This window comes from Yunchengibacter salinarum, from assembly GCF_037658235.1.
GTDB lineage: Bacteria > Pseudomonadota > Alphaproteobacteria > Sphingomonadales > Kordiimonadaceae > Yunchengibacter > Yunchengibacter salinarum.
Genome location: NZ_JBBJLN010000001.1, coordinates 393,325 through 412,650 on the forward strand (window position 1 = coordinate 393,325; position 19,326 = coordinate 412,650).

The 19,326-nt window shown below is 64.9% G+C and carries 18 protein-coding genes; 13 read left to right on the top strand and 5 right to left on the bottom strand.

The window, feature by feature from the left end:
* Window positions 1–78 precede the first annotated feature (78 nt).
* The 4 genes from dnaJ to WGH93_RS01860 all read left to right on the top strand — a co-directional run bounded on the left by dnaJ (window position 79) and on the right by WGH93_RS01860 (window position 3,427).
* Window positions 79–1,221, top strand: a complete 1,143-nt coding sequence (dnaJ, locus tag WGH93_RS01845; protein ID WP_374763138.1) for a molecular chaperone DnaJ — start codon at window positions 79–81, stop codon at window positions 1,219–1,221.
* A 148-nt stretch (window positions 1,222–1,369) separates the two neighbouring features.
* On the top strand, window positions 1,370–2,158 hold the full coding sequence (dapB, locus tag WGH93_RS01850) for a 4-hydroxy-tetrahydrodipicolinate reductase (protein WP_374763139.1): 789 nt from the start codon (window positions 1,370–1,372) through the stop codon (window positions 2,156–2,158).
* A 29-nt stretch (window positions 2,159–2,187) separates the two neighbouring features.
* Window positions 2,188–2,601 carry a DUF350 domain-containing protein gene (locus WGH93_RS01855; protein WP_374763140.1) on the top strand — a complete coding sequence of 138 codons (414 nt, stop codon included), beginning with the start codon at window positions 2,188–2,190 and terminating at the stop codon, window positions 2,599–2,601.
* A gap of 4 nt (window positions 2,602–2,605) precedes the next feature.
* On the top strand, window positions 2,606–3,427 hold the full coding sequence (locus tag WGH93_RS01860) for a S1 family peptidase (protein ID WP_374763141.1): 822 nt from the start codon (window positions 2,606–2,608) through the stop codon (window positions 3,425–3,427).
* Between the two features lie 52 nt (window positions 3,428–3,479).
* Here WGH93_RS01860 and WGH93_RS01865 read toward each other — a convergent pair whose 3' ends face one another.
* Window positions 3,480–4,085, bottom strand: a complete 606-nt coding sequence (locus WGH93_RS01865; protein ID WP_374763142.1) for a DUF2244 domain-containing protein — start codon at window positions 4,083–4,085, stop codon at window positions 3,480–3,482.
* 12 nt (window positions 4,086–4,097) lie between these two features.
* Window positions 4,098–5,375 carry a UbiH/UbiF/VisC/COQ6 family ubiquinone biosynthesis hydroxylase gene (locus tag WGH93_RS01870; RefSeq protein ID WP_374763143.1) on the bottom strand — a complete coding sequence of 426 codons (1,278 nt, stop codon included), beginning with the start codon at window positions 5,373–5,375 and terminating at the stop codon, window positions 4,098–4,100.
* A gap of 368 nt (window positions 5,376–5,743) precedes the next feature.
* Here WGH93_RS01870 and WGH93_RS01875 point away from each other — a divergent pair, with 368 nt between their 5' ends.
* From WGH93_RS01875 to xth, 4 genes are all read left to right on the top strand, one after another.
* Window positions 5,744–8,110, top strand: a complete 2,367-nt coding sequence (locus WGH93_RS01875; protein ID WP_374763218.1) for an FtsK/SpoIIIE family DNA translocase — start codon at window positions 5,744–5,746, stop codon at window positions 8,108–8,110.
* Window positions 8,110–8,895, top strand: coding sequence for a LolA family protein (locus tag WGH93_RS01880; RefSeq protein WP_374763144.1), 786 nt, complete (start codon window positions 8,110–8,112; stop codon window positions 8,893–8,895). Before WGH93_RS01875 ends, WGH93_RS01880 begins: the two co-directional genes overlap by 1 nt.
* Before the next feature lie 311 nt (window positions 8,896–9,206).
* Window positions 9,207–9,839, top strand: coding sequence for a hypothetical protein (locus WGH93_RS01885; RefSeq protein WP_374763145.1), 633 nt, complete (start codon window positions 9,207–9,209; stop codon window positions 9,837–9,839).
* A gap of 30 nt (window positions 9,840–9,869) precedes the next feature.
* Window positions 9,870–10,649 carry an exodeoxyribonuclease III gene (gene xth, locus WGH93_RS01890; RefSeq protein ID WP_374763146.1) on the top strand — a complete coding sequence of 260 codons (780 nt, stop codon included), beginning with the start codon at window positions 9,870–9,872 and terminating at the stop codon, window positions 10,647–10,649.
* Between the two features lie 113 nt (window positions 10,650–10,762).
* Here the strand turns inward: xth and WGH93_RS01895 are convergent, their stop codons facing one another.
* Window positions 10,763–11,458: a response regulator transcription factor gene (locus tag WGH93_RS01895; protein ID WP_374763147.1), complete on the bottom strand. Its 696-nt coding sequence runs from the start codon at window positions 11,456–11,458 to the stop codon at window positions 10,763–10,765.
* Window positions 11,459–11,676: 218 nt separating this feature from the next.
* On the opposite strand from WGH93_RS01895, the gene ribA reads away from it, so the two are divergent.
* Together ribA and WGH93_RS01905 are read left to right on the top strand one after the other, a co-directional pair.
* Entirely contained in the window at window positions 11,677–12,831 is a 1,155-nt protein-coding gene (gene ribA / locus WGH93_RS01900; protein ID WP_374763148.1) for a GTP cyclohydrolase II, read from the top strand.
* A gap of 29 nt (window positions 12,832–12,860) precedes the next feature.
* Complete coding sequence (locus WGH93_RS01905; protein WP_374763149.1) at window positions 12,861–13,409, top strand: L,D-transpeptidase family protein; 549 nt, start codon at window positions 12,861–12,863, stop codon at window positions 13,407–13,409.
* On the opposite strand, the gene WGH93_RS01910 is transcribed toward WGH93_RS01905, so the two are convergent.
* On the bottom strand, window positions 13,406–14,104 hold the full coding sequence (locus WGH93_RS01910) for a YggS family pyridoxal phosphate-dependent enzyme (protein WP_374763150.1): 699 nt from the start codon (window positions 14,102–14,104) through the stop codon (window positions 13,406–13,408). The genes WGH93_RS01905 and WGH93_RS01910 overlap by 4 nt on opposite strands.
* Window positions 14,105–14,209: 105 nt before the next feature.
* On the opposite strand from WGH93_RS01910, the gene WGH93_RS01915 reads away from it, so the two are divergent.
* Window positions 14,210–14,764, top strand: coding sequence for a thiamine phosphate synthase (locus WGH93_RS01915; RefSeq protein ID WP_374763151.1), 555 nt, complete (start codon window positions 14,210–14,212; stop codon window positions 14,762–14,764).
* Window positions 14,765–14,820: 56 nt separating this feature from the next.
* Here the strand turns inward: WGH93_RS01915 and WGH93_RS01920 are convergent, their stop codons facing one another.
* Window positions 14,821–15,855: a hypothetical protein gene (locus tag WGH93_RS01920; protein ID WP_374763152.1), complete on the bottom strand. Its 1,035-nt coding sequence runs from the start codon at window positions 15,853–15,855 to the stop codon at window positions 14,821–14,823.
* Between the two features lie 326 nt (window positions 15,856–16,181).
* Here WGH93_RS01920 and WGH93_RS01925 point away from each other — a divergent pair, with 326 nt between their 5' ends.
* The gene (locus WGH93_RS01925) at window positions 16,182–16,625 is read left to right on the top strand and encodes a DUF3576 domain-containing protein (protein WP_374763153.1); all 444 of its coding nucleotides are present in this window, start codon (window positions 16,182–16,184) and stop codon (window positions 16,623–16,625) included.
* A 102-nt stretch (window positions 16,626–16,727) separates the two neighbouring features.
* A complete protein-coding gene (gene leuS / locus WGH93_RS01930) occupies window positions 16,728–19,301 on the top strand; it encodes a leucine--tRNA ligase (protein WP_374763154.1) in 2,574 nt (857 codons plus the stop codon).
* Window positions 19,302–19,326 lie beyond the last annotated feature (25 nt).

Below are 19,326 nucleotides of genomic sequence, written 5' to 3' on the forward strand. Positions count from 1 at the left end.
TGCGCGGGCAGGACCGGAGCCGGTACAGGTTCCGATGGTGGTCAAGACGGGCAGCAAGCCGACAATCGGAGGCGACGTGTGGCTAAGCGTGATTATTACGAGATCCTCGGGGTGGACAAGGACGCGGACGAAGCGGCCCTGAAAAAAGCCTATCGCAAACAGGCCATGAAATATCACCCTGACCGCAATCCCGACGACGAAGAGGCGGAAAAGCGGTTCAAAGAAGCCGGTGAAGCCTATGAAGTTCTGAAGGACCCGGAAAAGCGCGCGGCCTATGACCGCTATGGTCATGCGGCCTTTGAAGGCGGCATGGGCGGCGGCCCCGGTGGCCCCGGCGGTGCCGCGGGCGGTTTCGACTTTTCCGATATATTCGACGAATTCTTCGGCGATATGATGGGTGGCGGTCGCGGGCGGCGCCGGTCCAGCGCCCAGCGCGGCAGCGATCTGCGCTTCAACATGGAAATCTCGCTGGAGGAAGCCTACAAGGGCAAGGAAGAGTCCATCACCATCCCCACCAGCGTATCCTGTGACACGTGCCAGGGAAGCGGTGCGGAGCCGGGCAGCCAGCCCATGGCCTGCGACACTTGTGGCGGCGAAGGCAAGGTTCGCACCAGTCAGGGCTTTTTCATGGTGGAGCGCACCTGCCCCCGATGCCGTGGCAAGGGCGTGGTGATCACCAATCCCTGTAAAAGCTGCGGCGGTCAGGGCCGGGTGCAGAAGGACAAGACCCTTCAGGTACGCATCCCGCGCGGCGTGGAGGACGGCACCCGCATCCGCCTTGGCGGCGAGGGCGAAGCGGGCATGATGGGTGGCCCGCCCGGTGATCTGTATATCTTCATGAGCGTGCGCCCCCACAGCCTGTTCAAGCGGGATGGCGACACCCTGTTCTGCCAGGTGCCCATTGCCATGACCAAGGCGGCGCTTGGCGGCCAGATCGAGGTGCCCACAATCGAGGGCAGGCGCGCCCGCATCAAGGTGCCCGAAGGCACCCAGACCGGCAAGCAGTTCCGCCTGCGCGGCAAGGGTATGCCCCGGCTCAATGGCGGCGGTGCCTGTGGCGACATGATCGTGGAGGTGTCGGTGGAAACGCCGGTCAATCTGAACAAGCGGCAAAAGGAGCTGCTGGAAGAATTCGCCGAGCAAGGCGGCGACAAGGTATCCCCCCGTACGGAGGGCTTTTTCGCCAAGGTGAAAGATCTGTGGGACGACCTGACCGAGTGACCGCCGCGCGCCGCCGTGCGGGAAGGCCGTGTGAGATCCGGGCCGGGGCGGGCGTGCCCCGGCCTTTTCTGTGTCCCGTGGTCATGCTAAGCGATTGTCACCGGCGCGAGACGAACCCGCGCCCGCCATGCTTGAGGGAGCCGAGGTGATGACGGAACAGGTGAAGCTGGGTCTGCTGGGGTGCCGGGGCCGGATGGGTCGGGCCATCACGGAAGCCATTGTGGCGGGGTTCACGGTGCGGCTGGTCGCGGCTGCCGAGCATCCCGATCACCCGGAACAGGCCATGACCTTGAGCGATGGTGTGATCGTTACCGACGACCCGGCCAGTGTGTTTGCCGTCAGCGATGCCGTGATCGATTTCACGCCGCCCGGCCTGACGGCCCGCATGGCGCCGCTTGCCGCCCGGTCGGGCGCGGCCTATGTGGTGGGTACCACCGGGCTGGGGGCAGATGATCACGCCGCGCTGGACAAGGCTGCCGAGCAGGTGGCGGTGGTGCAGGCGGGCAATTTTTCGCTCGGTGTCAATCTGTTGCAGGTGTTGACGCGCCAGGTGGCGGCAACCCTGGGCGAGGATTGGGATATCGACATTCTTGAAATGCATCACCGGCACAAGGTGGATGCCCCTTCCGGGACGGCAAAAATGCTGGGGGAGGCCGCCGCCGACGGGCGGGGCCGCCGTCTGGCGGATGTGGCCCGCACCAGCAGGGAAGGCACCACCGGGCCGAGACCGGAAGGCGAGATCGGCTTTGCCACCCTGCGCGGCGGTGCCGTGATCGGCGAACATGAAGTGATCTTCGCCAGTGAAAATGAACGCCTGACCCTGTCGCACAAGGCGGAAAATCGTGGCCTGTTCGCCGCCGGTGCCGTGCGCGCCGCCCGCTGGGCCGCCACGCAGGCGCCGGGGCGCTATGCCATGACGGATGTGCTCGGCCTTTAGGGCGGGCACGCGGAAAAGGAACCTCACCCATGCAGGAAGCCCTGTTGACCCTGTGGACCGGTCTGCCGGTCTTTCTCGCCCATTCCAGTGTTTCGCTCGGCATTCTGGTGCTGGGTGTGCTGATTTACATGAAAGTCACCGCCCATGACGAACTGGCCCTGATCCGGGCCGGCAATGTGGCGGCCAGCCTGTCGCTGGGCGGTGCCATTGTGGGGCTGGCCCTGCCGCTGTCGGTGTCGCTGTCGGTCAGCGTATCGCTTTGGGATCTGGCGCTTTGGGGGTTGGTGGCGCTGGTGCTCCAGATCATTGCATTCCGCATCATGGACCTGATCCTGAAGGATATTTCCCACCGCATCGAACAGGGCGAGATGGGCGCCGCCGTGCTGCTGGTCAGTGTCAAGCTCGCCACCGCGTTCATCAATGCGGCGGCGGTGTCGGGTTGATCTGATGCGGCGCAAGCTGGAACTGATCTTTTATGCGGCGATCATTCTTTCCGCCCTGCTGCGCTATGCGGGCACACCGGAAGGTGGCCAGCGTCGCCCGCCACCGGATCGGCAACCCGCCGTGCTGTTGCCCGATGGCGCCAGCCTGCCCCGCGATGTGCAGAACGAAGTGCGGGTTCAGGTGTCCGAGCGCACCAGCGCGGGTACCGGCACCGGTTTTCTGGTGGATGACAAGGGCACCTATGTGACCGCCCGTCATGTGGTCAGCGGCTGTGAAGACCTTTTCGTGGTGACGGGCGCGCGATCCGGTGTGGCGGCGCAGACGGTGGAAACCCGTCGCGGCGCGGATTTTGCCCTTGTGCGGGTGCCCGATCTGGCGAACCGCGCGACCGCCCGGCCCTTTGTCATCAGGCGGCAGCCGCCCGCCCGTGGCACGGATGGCTATATGATGGGCTATCCCCAGGGGCGCCCGGCGGATGTGCGGGCCACCGTGATCGGGGCCACTCGGATGCGGTCTCAGGGACGGTACGACACGCTGGAACCCGTGGTGGCCTGGGTGGAACGGGAACGCCGCCCCGGATTCGACGGGCCGCTGGGCGGCATTTCCGGCGGGCCGGTGTTCGATGGCTCTGGCCGGGTGGTGGGAACCGTGGTGGCCGGGGCGCCGCGCCGGGGCCGGGTCTACACCACCCATCCCCGCGTGTTCGCGCAGACCGGCGCCAGCACCGATGGCACCGCCACACCGCTGACAAAGCGTGATTTTCACAAGGCCGGCGCGGACTGGCGCGGTCAGTACCGGATCGTCAAGCTGTTCTGCAAAGCCTGAATATCGGGCCCTGAATGCTGGCCCTGAATGCTGGCCCTGATGCCCGGCCCGGTCACTCCGTTTCGCGGTGACCGCCCTGCCCGGCACGCCAGCGCGCCAGACCATCCTGCAAGGCGGTGCCCAGCTCCTCCCGCTCCCACGGGGCCAGAAAACGGCCCATATGCAGGGTGCGGCCATGGCTGGTCAGGGCAACGGCGCGGGATCGGCCCGCCCCGTCCCGATCCTGCGTTACCCTGAGCCAGGTGGGTTCGAATATCCAGCTTTCCCGGCGACCATCCGGGTGAATGCGGGCCACCACCAGATCATGGTCGGTCAGGGTGACGGTCTCGAACAGGCGGGCGGCCCGGTAATTCAGCCGAAAAGCCAGCCACAGCGCCGCCACATCGGCAATGACAAACAGCACCACCGGCCAGGCGCCCACTGCCAGAAAGCGCAGGCTGGCGATTCCCATGATCACCGCAATCACGATCAGAAGGGTGCGAAACCCCTGGCGCCCAAGGGAACGGTGCGGATAGACCACCAGATTCAGCCAGGGCCGATCCGGTGCGCGTTCGGCATTGGGGCCGGATGAGTCCGCGCCCTGTGCGCCAGTGTGCGCGTCGGTGTGTGCGCCGGTGACGTTATCGACGTTTGCGGATGTGGCGCCCTGCGGGGTCATGATCGCGCCTCCTCAGTCGGCCCGGCCTGCGGGCAGGCCCTGCAACAGGGCGGGCAGGGTACCCACCGTGCCGCGGGCATGGGCCATGAAAAACCGTTTCAGTTTCGGTATCCGGTTGACGGCGGCAAGCCCCATGTCCCGCGCCAGCCTGATCGGGGGCAGATCATTGGAAAACAGCCGGTTCAGGCCATCGGTCACCGCCGCCAGGGTCACATTGTCGAACCGGCGGCGGGCTTCATAATCGGCGGTGGCGTCGGCGGTGCCCATATCAAGCCCGGCATAAAGGCGGTGGGCCACCATGTCCGCCAGAGCGGCCACATCTCTCAGCCCCATGTTCAGGCCCTGCCCCGCAATGGGGTGGATGCCGTGCGCCGCATCTCCCACCAGTGCCAGCCGATGATCCGTATAGCGCTCCGCCCAGTGCAGGCCCAGCGGCCATGACCAGCGCCCGCCCACCACGCGCACCTCGCCCAGGAAATCCCCGACGCGGCGGGCCACTTCGTCGGTAAAGGCGGCGTCATCCAGGTTCATGATGGTATCCACCAGACGGCTTTTTTCCGTCCATACCAGAGACGCGCGATTGCCCCTTAGCGGCAGGATGGCGAAAGGCCCGCCGGGCAGGAATTTTTCATGGGCAATGCCCACATGGCTTTCCTGGGTTTCGATGGCGCAGACAATGCCGCTCTGGCGGTAGGACCAGCCCCGGCTGGGAATGCCCGCATGGTCCCGCACCATGCTGTTCCGCCCGTCGGCGCCGATCAGAAGCTGCCCGGTCAGATGGTGGGTGTTTCCGCCCGCATCCGTCAGGGTGGCATGGGCGCCGCTGTCGTCCCGCGCCAGGGCGGTTACGCTGGCGGGCGCGAAATGGGCGATGCGGGGATGGTTTTCAAGCGCCGCGAACAGGCCAAGGCGGATATGCCGGTTTTCCACCATTTGCCCCAACGGGCCATCGTTCAGCTCTTCATGGTCGAAATGCAGATGCAGCGGCGAAACGCCCCGGTGTAGTGCGCCATCCGATACGCGGATGCCCAGTATGGGCTGGGCCTGATCCGCCATATGGGGCCAGATATCCAGCGTTTCCAGCATACGCACCGTGGCAAAGGCCAGGGCGCTGGCCCGCCCGTCAAAGCCGGTATCCGTGACCGCCGCCGGGTCCGCCCGATCAATCAGGGCCACCCGCGCCCCGGCAAGGTCCAGTGCGATGGCCGCGCTCAGCCCGACCATGCCGCCACCCACGATAATGGCGTCGAAACGGGTGTCCGATGAATGGGGGGGTCGGCTTGCGGCCATGCTGTGTCCTTTTGCCCTTGGCGGGGACTGGTGGTATGTCTGGGGTGGAATCTAGGCCGCAATGCCGGACCTGTCCAGCGGCGGCGGGTCGCATGTGCGCAGGGCCGGGTCGTGGCCGCTTGTTGCACCCCGCAGGCCCCCCGGCTAGGATGCGATCGCGGCCCGGTGCGGGGGCTGCCCATTGATGGAGTCGGGGGATCGCCGTGGCCAGTGCCAGGAATGTAAAAAGCGCCAAGGCCGAAAAGGCTGGCGCCGACCGGAACAAGGCAGGCAAGGGTCGTGCGTCCGGGGGTCACAAGGGCGCACCTCAGGCGGGCGGAAAAGCCGTGTCGGCACCGGCTGACAAGGCACCCTTCCTGCCCCCCGCCATGACCCGTTTTTTCAAGAATACCGCCTGGCGCGGGCTGGGCCTGGCGCTGATCGCGGCGGCGCTTGCCCATAGTGTCGCGCTGGCGGGTTATAATCCGGCGGACCCCACCGTGAACAATGCGGTGGATGCGCCGGTGACCAATCCGCTGGGCCGCATCGGGGCCAATGTGGCCGATGTGACCCTGCAAACGCTGGGTCTGGCCGCCTGGTTGCTGGCCCTGCCGGTGCTGTTATGGGGGGTGAAGCTGCTCCGTCTGCGCTGGCTACCGCTGTTCTGGCTCAATCTGGCGTTTCTGCCGGTGGGCGTGATTCTGCTGGCGCTGGCCCTGTCGGTCATTCCACCCGCCCATGAATTTGTCAGCCCGGCCGGGTATGGCGGGGCGCTGGGCCAGCAACTGTATCAGCTTTCCATCATGTTTCTGGGGGATGTGGTGGTGCCCGCGCCCGTGCTGATCGCCGCCTTCGTGGCGCTGGGCCTGCCGGCATATGCTTTTTCCCTGGCCCTTACCGGGGCGGAATGGGCGGCCATTGGCCGTGCCATTGGTGATGCGGTTCGGTTCGTTCTGGCCCATATGGCGCTGGCCGTTCAGTGGTTGGCCTATGGCCTGATGACGGTTGTGGACCGGATGCGCGAGGGGCGCGGCGATGCGGCGGATGCCGACACGGGCGAAGCCGATGCCTCATCGCCCGCGGCCAGCAAAGCCGCACCGGCCCGGCCAAAGAAGAAACGCACCCCGCCCAGGCCGCCGCAGCCGTCCGCCAAGCGGGTGGAAACCGCGCGGCAACCCAAGCGCGGCGAGCGGGAAATGAAGGATGCCCAGGCGACACTGGATTTCGGCGATACGGGTGATTTCCGCCTGCCGCAGCTTCAGCTTCTGACCCCGCCGCCACCGCCCCACGAACTGGATGTGATGAGCGCGGATGCGCTGGAAAGCAATGCCCGGATGCTGGAAAGCGTGCTGGCTGACTTCAGCGTTCAGGGAGAGATCACCAATGTGCGGGCCGGGCCGGTGGTGACCCTGTACGAGCTGGAGCCCGCCCCCGGCATCAAGGCGGCGCGGGTGATCGGGCTGGCGGATGACATCGCCCGGTCCATGTCCGCCGTATCGGCGCGGGTGGCGCGGGTGCCGGGCAAGAAATCCATCGGGATCGAACTGCCCAACCCCAAGCGGCAGACCGTTTATCTGCGGGAACTGCTGGCCGCCCGCGATTTTGAAAAGAACCGGGGCCGCTTGCCCATCGTTCTGGGCAAGGAGATCGGCGGCGACCCGGTGGTGGCGGACCTGGCGTCCATGCCGCACCTGCTGGTGGCGGGGACAACCGGGTCGGGCAAGTCGGTGGGGGTCAATGCCATGATCCTGTCGTTGCTCTATCGCCATACGCCGGAAACGCTGCGCCTTATCATGGTGGACCCGAAAATGCTGGAACTCAGCATTTACGACAATATCCCCCATTTGCTGACCCCGGTGGTGACCGATCCGAAAAAGGCGGTGGTGGCCCTGAAATGGCTTGTGCGGGAAATGGAGGATCGCTACCGCAACATGTCGCAACTGGGCGTGCGGTCGCTGTCCGCCTTCAACAAACGGGTGCAGGAAGCGAAAGACGCGGGCGAGGTGCTGACCCGTGACGTGCAGACCGGCTATGACAGGGAAACCGGCCAGCCCGTTGTGGAAGCGCAGGAATTCGATTTCGAGCCGTTGCCTTTCATCGTGGTGGTGATCGACGAGATGGCCGACCTGATGCTGGTGGCGGGCAAGGATGTGGAAGCCACGGTTCAGCGGCTGGCCCAGATGGCGCGGGCGGCGGGCATTCATGTGATCATGGCCACCCAGCGGCCCAGCGTGGATGTGATCACCGGCACCATCAAGGCCAATTTCCCCACCCGGATGAGCTATCAGGTCACATCCAAGATCGACAGCCGCACCATTCTGGGCGAAATGGGGGCGGAACAGCTTCTTGGCATGGGGGATATGCTGTTCATGCCGTCCGCCGCGCGGCTGCAACGGGTGCACGGCGCCTTTGTCAGCGACGAGGAGGTGGAGGAAGTGGTGGCCCATCTGCGCAAGCAGGGCGCGCCGGATTATATCACGTCCGTGACCGAAGAACCGGAGGAAGGCTTTGACAGCCCCTTCATTCCCGGTGGCTCCGGCGGGGATGACAGCGAAAAGACCCTGTATGACAAGGCGGTGGATGTGGTGCTCAGGGATCGTCGGCCCACCACCAGCTATATTCAGCGGCGGTTGAAGATCGGCTATAACAAGGCCGCCTCCCTGATCGAGGAGATGGAAGAGCAGGGCGTGATTTCCGCCCCCAATCACAAGGGTCAGCGGGAAGTGCTGGTACCGGAACGGGAAGATGACCTTTGATGCGCCTTGAAACCGCCCATTTTGCGCCCCATACCAGTTGCATGAAACAGTTTCTCAGCCTGATCCTTCTGGTCGCGGCCCTGGGCTGGCCGGTTCATGCCCAATCCGGCCCTTCCGATGCCCAATCCGGCTCTGGCGGGGCGGATGCCCTGCCCCCGCTTGAGGAGCAGAGCCTGACCGCCGGTGATCCGCTGTCACAGGCCATGCAGGATGTGCGCGGCTATATGAAAACGGTGGACAGCCTGCGCGCCCGCTTCCGGCAGGTGGCGCCTGATGGCTCGGTGATGACCGGCGTGTTGTACCTGAAACGGCCAGGTCGGGTGCGCTTCGATTATGACGACGACACCCCCTTTCTGGTGGTGGCGGACGGCGAGGTTCTGAGCTTTGTGGATTACGAGGTGGGCCAGGTGCAGCGCTGGCCGGTGCAGGACACGCCGCTGCGCTTGTTGTTGGGCCGGTCTTTGCCGCTGGACAAGGTTACGGCCCGTGTGGATCTCTCGCCCGGCGGGCGGGATGGGGCGCCTGATGGGCAGAACGACATGATCGCGCTGCACGCTCAGGACCCGGACAAGCCCGAAATGGGGCGCATCGCGCTGTATTTCGAACGGCTGTCCGACGCGGCTGACCGGTCGCTGCGCCTTGTCGGCTGGAATGTGGTGGACGGGCAGGGCAAGACCACCCGTGTGCGGCTGTCCGACCATCGGCGCAATCCCACCCTGGCTGCTGCGCTCTGGTCCTTTGACGACCCCCGCGGCCTGGACAAGCGGCGCCGTTCCCGTCGCTGATGGCTGATTCGGCTGGATACTCCTGAGCGGCGGGCCTTGCGCCGTGCTGCGACAGCATGGCGCATCCCCGTTTCCTTGGCGCCGCCCGCACCTGCTCCAAATCATGATGCGTTGACAGGGTGTTTTTTCTTGCCCCCCAGCCCTGTCAACAGGCCCCGTCTTTCATACCCGAAGCGGGGCGATGCCAGTAGACCCTGGCCCGGTTTCGCCCTGCCTCTGGGCGACCGGGCCTTTTTTGTTGCACTTTTTTTATTTCTTCAGGCGCGCTAAGAACGCCAATGCCGTGCGTGCAACAGAAAGGACATGGGCTTATGGCCAACAGGGATGACTGGAAAGAAACCCTGCCGGACCCGGATCACTTGCCCGATGATGACGAGACCGCCCCCGTGCTGGATGAATATCCGTCCCTGAAATCGGTGGCGCCGTTTCTGTCGCTGGCCACGCAGGCGGGCTGGTTCCGGGCGCTGGGTGAGCGGGCCAGCGACCATGAACGGACTCTGGCGCGCGATTATGTGGACATGCTGGGCTTCCCCGATGCGGAGCCGGTCTTTCTGGCCGATTGGGACGATGCCATGGCGGCGGCGGAGGTGCCCGACTTCAACCATGCCGCATGGGAAGCGGAAGAGCAGCTTCGCGCCACCCTGACCCTGGAAGTGCTGACCATGATCGACGAAGGCACGCTGGACATGGTGACCGCCCATGTGCAGCAAAAGGTGGCCGGGCCGGTGATCGCGGCGGCGGAGGAAGCGGCGGACTATCTGCGCATCGAGGACACCCAGTTTCTTCAGGCATTGGCGGGCGCCGGGGTGCAGGCGGCCTGGCAGGCGGCGCTGGTGGTGATGGCCGGGGGCGGGGAGGAACACCCCTTCACCCTGCGTTTTCGTTTGTTCGAGTGCGGGCGCTGGCCGATCGGCGTTCTGGGCCGCACGTTTTCCATTTATTGATTTCGGACCATTGGATCGAGGATGTGCGCCATGCGCGTGATGAGCTGGAATGTGAACAGTGTACGGGCCAGGCTGGACCATGTGATGCGCGTGGTGGAAAGCCATGCGCCCGATGTGTTGTGCCTTCAGGAAACCAAGGTGGACAATGCGCGCTTTCCCCTGAAAGCCTTTGAGGGGGCGGGGTATGTCCACCACGCCCTGAACGGACAGAAGGGCCATCACGGGGTGGCCATCCTGTCCCGTATGCCGATCACACCCGAAACCCCGCGGGACTGGTGTGCCATGGGCGATGCCCGCCATGCGGTGGCCCATGTGGCGGGCGTGACGGTGCATAATTTCTATGTGCCCGCGGGCGGTGACGAGCCCGACCCGGCGATCAATCCAAAATTCGCCCACAAGCTCGATTTTCTTTCGGAAATGAGGCACTGGGCACAGGACCTGACCGGCCCGGCCCTGTTGGTTGGCGATCTGAATGTGGCGCCCCTTGCGGAAGATGTGTGGAGCCACAAGCAGCTTTTGAAGGTGGTGACCCATACACCGGTGGAAACGCAGGCGCTGAGCGATGTCCAGGTGGCTCATGGCTTCGAGGATCTGGTGCGCCGCTTTCGCCCGGCACCGGAAAAGCTGTTCAGTTGGTGGTCCTATCGGGCGCGGGACTGGCGCGCGTCCAACCGCGGGCGGCGGCTGGATCACATATGGGCAAGCCCGGACCTGGCCGGTCGGGCGACGGGGTTTGATCTGGTGCAGGAAACGCGGGACTGGGACAAGCCGTCAGACCATATCCCGCTGTTGGTGGACCTGGAACCGTAATTCACCCCAGGTCGTAACCGGCCCCCCTGTGGCGGCCTCATGGGGCGGCCCCATGGGGCGACCGTCCGGCCCTTCGGGGCTTTGGTTTTCCGTGTTTTCAGGTGCCCGTGTTTTCAGTTCCCGAGGCCCTGAAGCGAATAGCCGCCCGGCTCGGTCACCAGCAGGGTGGCCACGCCGGATTCCGGCTCCACTTTCTGGCGCAGGCGATAGACATGGGTTTCCAGCGTGTGGGTGGTGACGCCGGAATTATAGCCCCACACCTCTGCCAGCAGCTCTTCCCGGCCCACAGGCTTGCCGCCGGCCCGGTAAAGATATTTCAGGATCGCCGTTTCCTTTTCCGTCAGCCGCACCTTTTTGCCGCTGGATTTTTCCTCCAGCAGTTTGGACGAGGGCTGAAACTGGTACGGTCCCACGTCGAAGACGGCATCCTCGCTCTGTTCATACTGGCGGAAATGGGCGCGGATGCGGGCCAGCAGGACCGTGAAGCTGAACGGCTTGGTCACATAGTCATTGGCGCCGCTGTCCAGGCCAAGCACCGTATCCGCTTCGGATTGCATACCGGTCAGCATGATGATGGGAACGGAAACCCCGTTCTTGCGGATGCGTTTGCACAATTCCCGGCCATCCATGTCGGGCAGGCCCACATCCAGAATGATCAGGTCCGCCGAATTGTCCTTCAGATAGGTCAGCGTTTCTGAGGCATTGCCGGTTTCAGCGGTGGAAAATTCATCATACAGGCTTAACTGATCGGCGAGCTGCTCGCGCAGTTCCGCATCGTCGTCCACCAATAGAAGTTTACGAACAGCCATGGGAAACCCCTCCTCAATCAAAGCCTTGCCGTCTGACCGGTTCGCGGCCCGCATACCGGCTCGCGCCAGCCTTAGTGTGTTTGCCACATTAAGGGTATTCAAGCACGCATCACAATCGCTTTATTGCGGGATGTGGAACCGGCTGGCGGGCAGGCGGCCGACTGTGCTAGAGCATTTCCCCATCAGAACAGCCCATTGATGAAGGATTGACCCCGGCCATGGCAGGTTTTTCCCCCGATGATCGCATTCTTTTGCAGGTCTCGCGCGCGGCGGATGATGTGCGCCGGGGGGTGCCGGTGATTGTCACGGCACCGGATGGCCATTTGCTGGTGCTGCCGCTGGAACTGGCGGACGGATCGGCGCTTTCCCTGTTCGATGACCTTGCGGCAGCGGTGGCACTGGGCGGGAATTCCCACGGGGACAGCTTCCTGATCCTGACCGATCGCCGCGCCGAGGCGCTCGCCGTTGCGCACAAGGGGCGCCGGGCGGTGCGGGTGGCGCGCTCCCGCTGGCTGACCGGCGCGGACATGCGCACCCTGGCGGACCCGCTGGCCGATCTGGCCCATCCGTTTCAGGGCCCCTTCACCCGGCTGGAGGCGGACCCCCTGAAGGCCGAGGCGCCGCTTGCCGACAGGGCGGCGCTGAAGCTGATCAAGGTGGCGCGCCTGCTGCCCGCCGCCCTTGCCGTGCCCGTGGCCGATGCGGCGCTCGCCGCCGATGGCCTGCTTGGGGACATGATGCGCGTGGCGGCGGCGGACGTGCTGGAAATGGACACGCTTCAGGCCCGGCGGCTGACCCGCGCGGCCAGCGCCCATGTGCCGCTTCAGGCGGCGGCGGACGTGCGCCTGATCGCCTTTCGCCCGATTACCGGCGGGGTGGAGCACATCGCCATTCTGGTGGGGGACCCCAGCCCCGCCATGCCCGTTCTGACCCGCCTGCACAGCGAATGTTTTACCGGTGACCTGATCGGATCGCTGAAATGCGATTGCGGCGATCAGTTGAAGGGCGCGATCAAGGCGATCAAGGCGGCGGGGGGCGGCGTAGTGCTGTATCTGGCGCAGGAAGGCCGGGGGATCGGCCTGCTGTCCAAGCTCAAGGCCTATGGTTTGCAGGATCAGGGGTATGATACGGTGGATGCCAATACCCGCCTGGGCTTCGATGCGGACGAGCGCATTTTCGCCCCCGCCGCGCTGATGCTGGACAATCTGGGCTTTTCGCAGGTGCGCCTGATGACCAATAACCCGGAAAAGGTGGCGGGGCTGGAGCGCCTGGGCATCACGGTGACGGAACGGGTGCCCCATGCCTTTCCCACCAATCCGCACAATCAGGGGTATCTGGATACCAAGAAGCGGCGCAGCGGCCACCTGCTTTGATATGGTCCGATGACAGGGGATCGACCGGCATGACCGAATGGACCGTGACACCCGACCCGGATGATGGCCGTTATGGGCGGCTGACAGGGCCGTTGACGGATATCGCCTGCACGCTGGGCCGGGCCGGGATGGTGCCCGGTGACGGCAAGCGGGAGGGGGACGGCGCCACCCCGGCGGGCTGGCACCCGGTGCGGCGGGTTCTGTACCGCCCGGATCGGGTCGCCGCGCCGGTGACCGGCCTGCCCGTGCAGGCGCTGAGCCCGCAGGACGGCTGGTGCGACGACCCCATGAGCACGGCCTATAACATGCCGGTGCGCCTGCCCGTGCCGCTATCCCATGAGACACTCTGGCGGGACGACAACGCTTATGACCTGTTGGTGGTCCTGGGATATAATGACGACCCGCCCATTCCCGGCCTGGGCAGCGCCATTTTTCTGCACTGCCTGAAGCCGGACAATGCCCCGACCGAGGGCTGCATCGCCGTGGCGCAGCAGGACCTGGTGCGGCTGTTGCGTCAGATGCGCCCTGGCGATGCCCTGATGGCGGGGGATGCGGATAGGGTGCTGGCCGAACCTTAGGGGCGGGCGGTATCGGTTTCCCGTGGGCCGAAAAAGGCGGTGCCCACCCGGATATCATCGCTGCCCATGGCGGCGGCGGTGGCATAATCGCCGCTCATGCCCATGGACAGGCGCGCCAGCCCGTGGCGCTCCTTCAGCTTTTTCAACAGGGCGAAATGCAGCGCCGGCTCGTCATCCACCGGCGGAATGGCCATCAGGCCCGTCACATCCAGGCCCAGTTCATCGTGGCAAAGTGCCAGAAGGTCAGGCAAGTCGGCTGGCACGACACCGGTTTTCTGCTCTTCCTCGCCCGTGTTCACCTGGATCATCACCGGCAAGGGGCGCTGCTGCGCGTCCATTTCCTTTTTCAGGCGCCGGGCGATGCGGGGCCGATCCACGGTCTGGATTTCGTCGAACAGGGCCACCGCATCGGCAACCTTGTTGGATTGCAGGCCGCCGATCAGCACCAGGTGCAGATCGGGATAGGCGGCGCGGCGGTCCTGCCAGCGGCTGGCGGCCTCCTGCACGCGGTTTTCGCCATATATGCGGTGGCCCGCGGCCAATGCCGCCTCGATCCGGTCATCGGGCTGCACCTTGGATACCGCGATCAGGCGCGGCTGGTTTTCCGGCACGCCCGCATGGGCGCAGGTGTTGCGGATGTCCGCGCGGATGGCGTCAATACGCTGCTGGATCGTGGCTGGGCTGGTGTGGGTCATGATGGTGTTTTAGGCTGCGGAGGCGATGCGGGCAAGATCACATTTGCCCACTGGGCGCTCCTGATTGACGGACCCCGTATTGGAAACCCCCTGATCGGAAAACTCATGCGTCAGATTCTCATTACCGATGCGGCCCGACAGGGTGACCCGGCGGTGCTGGCGGCCCGGTTGCCACGGGGAAGCCTTGTCCTGCTTCGGGATTATGAGGCGCCGGATCGGCGGGCGCGGGCCACCCGGCTGGCGGCGCTGGCCCGGCAGCGCGGATTATACCTGCTGATCGCCGCGGATCATCATCTGGCCTGTCATGTGGGCGCGGCGGGGGTTCATCTGCCCGGCAGACAGCTTTGGGCGCCGGACCCGGCAGTGCTGGCGGCGCATCGGGCCGGGCGGCTCTGGCTCACCGCGGCCTGTCACGATGGGCGCGATCTGGCGCGGGCCGGGGCCTTGCATGTGGACATGGCGATCCTGTCGCCGGTTTTTCCCACCCGCAGCCATCCCGGTGGCCGTGTGCTTGGCCTGCACCGTTTTGCCCGGCTGGCCCGGTCCAGCCCGGTTCCGGTGGCGGCATTGGGGGGAATCGGGGCTGTCGGCGCACGTCGGCTCAAGGCCGTTCCGGGCGTGGTGGCCGTGGCCGGGATCGACGGGTTTCCACTGGCGTGACCGGGTTACTGACGGGAACGGGGTTCAGGCAGGCCGGGTCAGGCCAGTGCGCGGGTTCAGAATTCCAGCCGACCGCCCAGGAAAATCATCTGCGCGCCTTCACCGGCTTCGATATTGGTCAACACCCGGTCGCCATAATCATAATAGCGCAGGCTGCCGGTCAGCCCCACCTGGCTTGTCAGGCGATATACGGCGCCCAGTTCCACCGAGATGATGTCCCGCGCTTCGTTTTCCAGCCCCATCAGGTCTGCGCCCCGGCGATATTCGCTCATGCTCAGCCGGGCGGCCCAGCTTTGGCTTTTATAGCTGAGGCCGGCCTCAAACCCGCTGGTATCCTGGAAAAAGGGGCTGGTTTGGCGCAGGACGGAGGCATCCAGATTGAAACCCCAATACCCCACGGACAGGCCAAGATTCACTTCCCGGTCGGTGAGTGGCGAGGCAAAAGGCCCATCGGTGCGGTGCAGATTTGTGCCCGGCAGGCTGGACCAGAGCCGATAGCCGCTTTCCAGCGACAGGGAGAGCACGTCCCGCTCCGCCGCGTCGGCATCGCCGAAGCGCAGGCCTAGGCTGCTGTGGCCATGCCGTTCCCCGATCAGGCTGTCCCGTATCGTGCCATCCGGGTGGTACAGGGAGCTGAAGTCAGGCCGTCCGGCCTGGCTGCCACTTCCCGCATCGGGGCGGCTGGTGTCCCGAAGGGTCATGAAGCCGTCTTTGTCCTGTGCGCCTTTGCGGCGCAGGGACAGGGTCAGGTCCTGATCGCTCAGCGGGGAAAAACCGGGTGCCACCGGGCCCTGGCCGTTTTGTTCCATGATGAACAGATCCAGCCGACGCATGAAATTGGAAGAGTCGAAGCGTGCCCTGTCCTTGAGTGGGGGGCTGGTCTCGGCGTCGGCGCTGCGCCGTTCGCTCGGCGCGATGGTTTCCGGCGCGGTGCCGCCCCCATCCTGCGCCAATACGGCGGGAGCAGCCGAAACGAGGGCAAGACCGGCCATCATCACACCGGCCATCAACAGCCCCGTGGCCGTGGCCGCCCCGCGCGCGCGGACTATTCGTCTTTTCCCGATGTCTTTGCTTTTGGCAAAGCCGCTCATGGTTTTTGTCCCGCTCTTCCCCGTTCCGCACAGCGCCCCGAACCGGGAGATACCCTCAACCCTTATTGTGGAGTTTCGGATATAACGAGTCGAATCCTGAATCAAGGTGGTGCGTCGAACTTCAACCATCTGTGACCTTTGCGTCACGGTTTTGCCACGTTCGCGCAGGAAGGCGGACAGGTTCGGCGCGCCGGTTTCGGGGATTCGCTCTGGTCAGGCGCAGACTGCGCCGTTATAACGCCCTGTCAAGGTCATGCGGAGCCGTGCGGGGGCGCACCTGTCGGCCGCTTTTAATTTGAAGACAGCCCAAATCGAGGACATTAGCTATGACCGCCATTCTTCGCGCCGCAACGATCGTGATTCTGGCGTTGAGCCTTCAGGCATGTGGCCTGTTCGGCGGCGACGATGCCAAGAAGGGCGCCTTTGGCCCCAAGACCACGGCGATCGGGGTGAACGGGTATCTTTGGCAGGCCACGATGGACACCCTGTCCTTCATGCCGCTGGATCAGGCCGACCCGGCCGCCGCCACCATCCTGACCGACTGGCACAGCGCCCCGGAAAGCCCGGATGAGCGTGTTAAGGTCACGGTGCGTTTCCTGTCCGAAGCGCTGCGGTCGGACGGGATCAAGGTCACCGTGGTGCGCCAGACCCGCAAGGACGGCACCTGGGTTTCCGCCGATGTGCAGGCCCGCACCCCCCTGAGCGTGGAGGAGGCCATTCTCACCCGCGCCCGCCGCCTGCGGATCGAGGCGATGGAAGGCAAGGGCTGATCCAGCCTTTCGCCCCTGCCCTTCGCCCCTCTCGCGGGGGCAAAGCCGCCCCGCATCAGGGCCTACCGTTTCAGCCAACCCTTGAAGGACCTTACGCCAGCCATGTCCCGCTATAATCCGAAGGCCACCGAAAAGAAATGGCAGGCGCTCTGGCAGGAGCGCGATACCTTCCGCACCCGTACGGACAGCGATCGCCCGCCCTATTATGTGCTGGAAATGTTTCCCTATCCGTCCGGGCGCATTCATGTGGGCCATGTGCGGAACTATACGCTGGGCGATGTGGTGGCCCGGTTTCAGCGCGCTCGTGGTTATGAAGTGCTGCATCCCATGGGGTGGGACGCCTTCGGGATGCCAGCGGAAAACGCCGCCATGGAACGCAAGGTGCACCCCGCCGACTGGACCTATGACAATATCGCCAATATGCGCGCCCAACTGAAACAGGTGGGCCTGGCCATTGACTGGAGCCGGGAGTTCGCCACCTGCGATCCCGCCTATTATGGCAAGGAGCAGGCCCTGTTTCTGGACATGATGGAAGCGGGCCTGGTGTATCGCAAGGACAGCATGGTCAACTGGGACCCGGTGGACATGACCGTGCTGGCCAATGAGCAGGTGATCGACGGTTGCGGCTGGCGCTCCGGCGCGCCGGTGGAGCGGCGCAGCCTGTCCCAATGGTTCCTGAAAATCACCGACTTTGCCGATGAACTGCTGGCCGGGCTGGAAGGTCTGGACCGCTGGCCGGACAAGGTGAAGCTGATGCAGGAAAACTGGATCGGTCGATCCGAAGGGCTCAGCTTTTCCTTTGATGTGGTGGGGGATGACCGCACCATCGATGTGTACACCACCCGGCCCGACACCATTTTCGGTGCCAGTTTCTGCGCCCTGTCGCCGGATCATCCGCTAACCGCCGAACTGATGGCCGATAATGCCGATATGGCGGATTTCGTGGCCGAATGCCGCCGCATCGGCACATCCGAGGAAGAGATCGAAAAGGCGGAAAAGCGCGGCTTCGATACGGGCCTCAGGGTGCGCCACCCCCTTGATGAAAGCCGCACGCTGCCGGTCTATGTGGCCAATTTCGTTCTGATGGACTATGGCACCGGTGCCATTTTCGCCTGCCCGGCCCACGACCAGCGGGATCTGGACTTTGCCCGCAAATACGATCTGCCCGTGCTGCCCGTGGTGGCGCCGGAAGGTGAGGGCGCCGATTTCGGCGTTGCCGACACCGCCTATACCGGCCCCGGCCACATGATCAATTCCGGCTTTCTCGACGGTCTTGCCGCCGAGGATGCCCGCGCCCGCGTGATCGACCGGGCGGAGGCCGAGGGCTGGGGCCGTCGCCAGGTCAATTACCGCCTGCGGGACTGGGGCATTTCCCGCCAGCGTTACTGGGGCACGCCGATCCCGGTGATCCATTGCAAGGCGTGCGGCCCCGTGGGCGTGCCGCGCGATCAGTTGCCGGTGGAGCTGCCGGAAGATGTGTCCTTTGAAAAGCCGGGCAATCCGCTGGATCATCACCCGCACTGGAAACATACCCACTGCCCGGAATGCGGCGCGCCGGCGGAGCGGGAAACCGATACCATGGATACCTTCGTGGACAGCAGTTGGTATTTCCTGCGCTTTGTCACCCCGCACGCCGATGCCCCGTTCGCGCGGGAGGCCGTGGATCGCTGGCTGCCCGTGAACCAGTATATCGGCGGCATCGAGCACGCCATTCTGCACCTGCTCTATGCCCGCTTTATCACGCGGGCCCTGAAGCGGATCGGCAAGCTGGATGTGGCCGAGCCTTTCGAGGCCCTGTTCACCCAGGGCATGGTGAACCATGCCACCTATCGGGACAGCGACAATCAGTGGGTGCTGCCGGATCTGGTCCACAAGCGGTCGGATGGTGCCCTGGTGCGTCGGGACAGCGGCCTGACCGTGACCGAGGGCCGGGCGGAAAAGATGTCCAAGTCCAAGAAAAACGTGGTGGACCCGGACGATATCATCGAACAGTACGGCGCGGATACGGCCCGCTTCTTCATGCTGTCCGACAGCCCGCCCGAACGCGATCTGCTGTGGAGCGACAGCGGCGTGGAAGGGGCCTGGCGCTTCATGCAGCGGGTCTGGCGCCTGGTGGACGGCGCCGCCGACGCTCTGGCCGGGGTGGATGTGGCAAGCCTGCCCGCCGGTGTGGCGGGCCTGTCGGATTCGGCGGCGGCACTGCGCCGAACCACCCACCGCACCATTGCCGCCGTGACCGATGATATCGCTGCCCTGCATTTCAACAAGGCGGTGGCCCGGATCTATGAATTCGCCTCCGCCATTGCCACGCCGCCCACCGGGGCCCACGGTGAAGCCGTGCTGCGGGAAGCGCTGGAGGCGCTGGTTCTGCTGATCGGCCCGATGATGCCCCACCTGGCGGAGGAATGCTGGCAGCGGCTGGGCCATGACGGGCTGGTGGCGGAAACCCCATGGCCCGGTTTTGAGGATGCGCTTCTGAAATCGGATAGCGTTACCCTGGCGGTTCAGGTGAATGGCAAGGTGCGCGATACGCTTGACGCGGCGCCGGATGCGGACAAGGCCCATATCGAACAGGCGGCGCTGGCCCTGGAAAAGGTGCGCCGCTTTACCGACGGCAAAACGGTCCACAAGGTGATCGTGGTTCCCGGCAAGATCGTCAATATCGTGGTGAAATAGAACGGGAGACGGGCGCGTGCGCTGT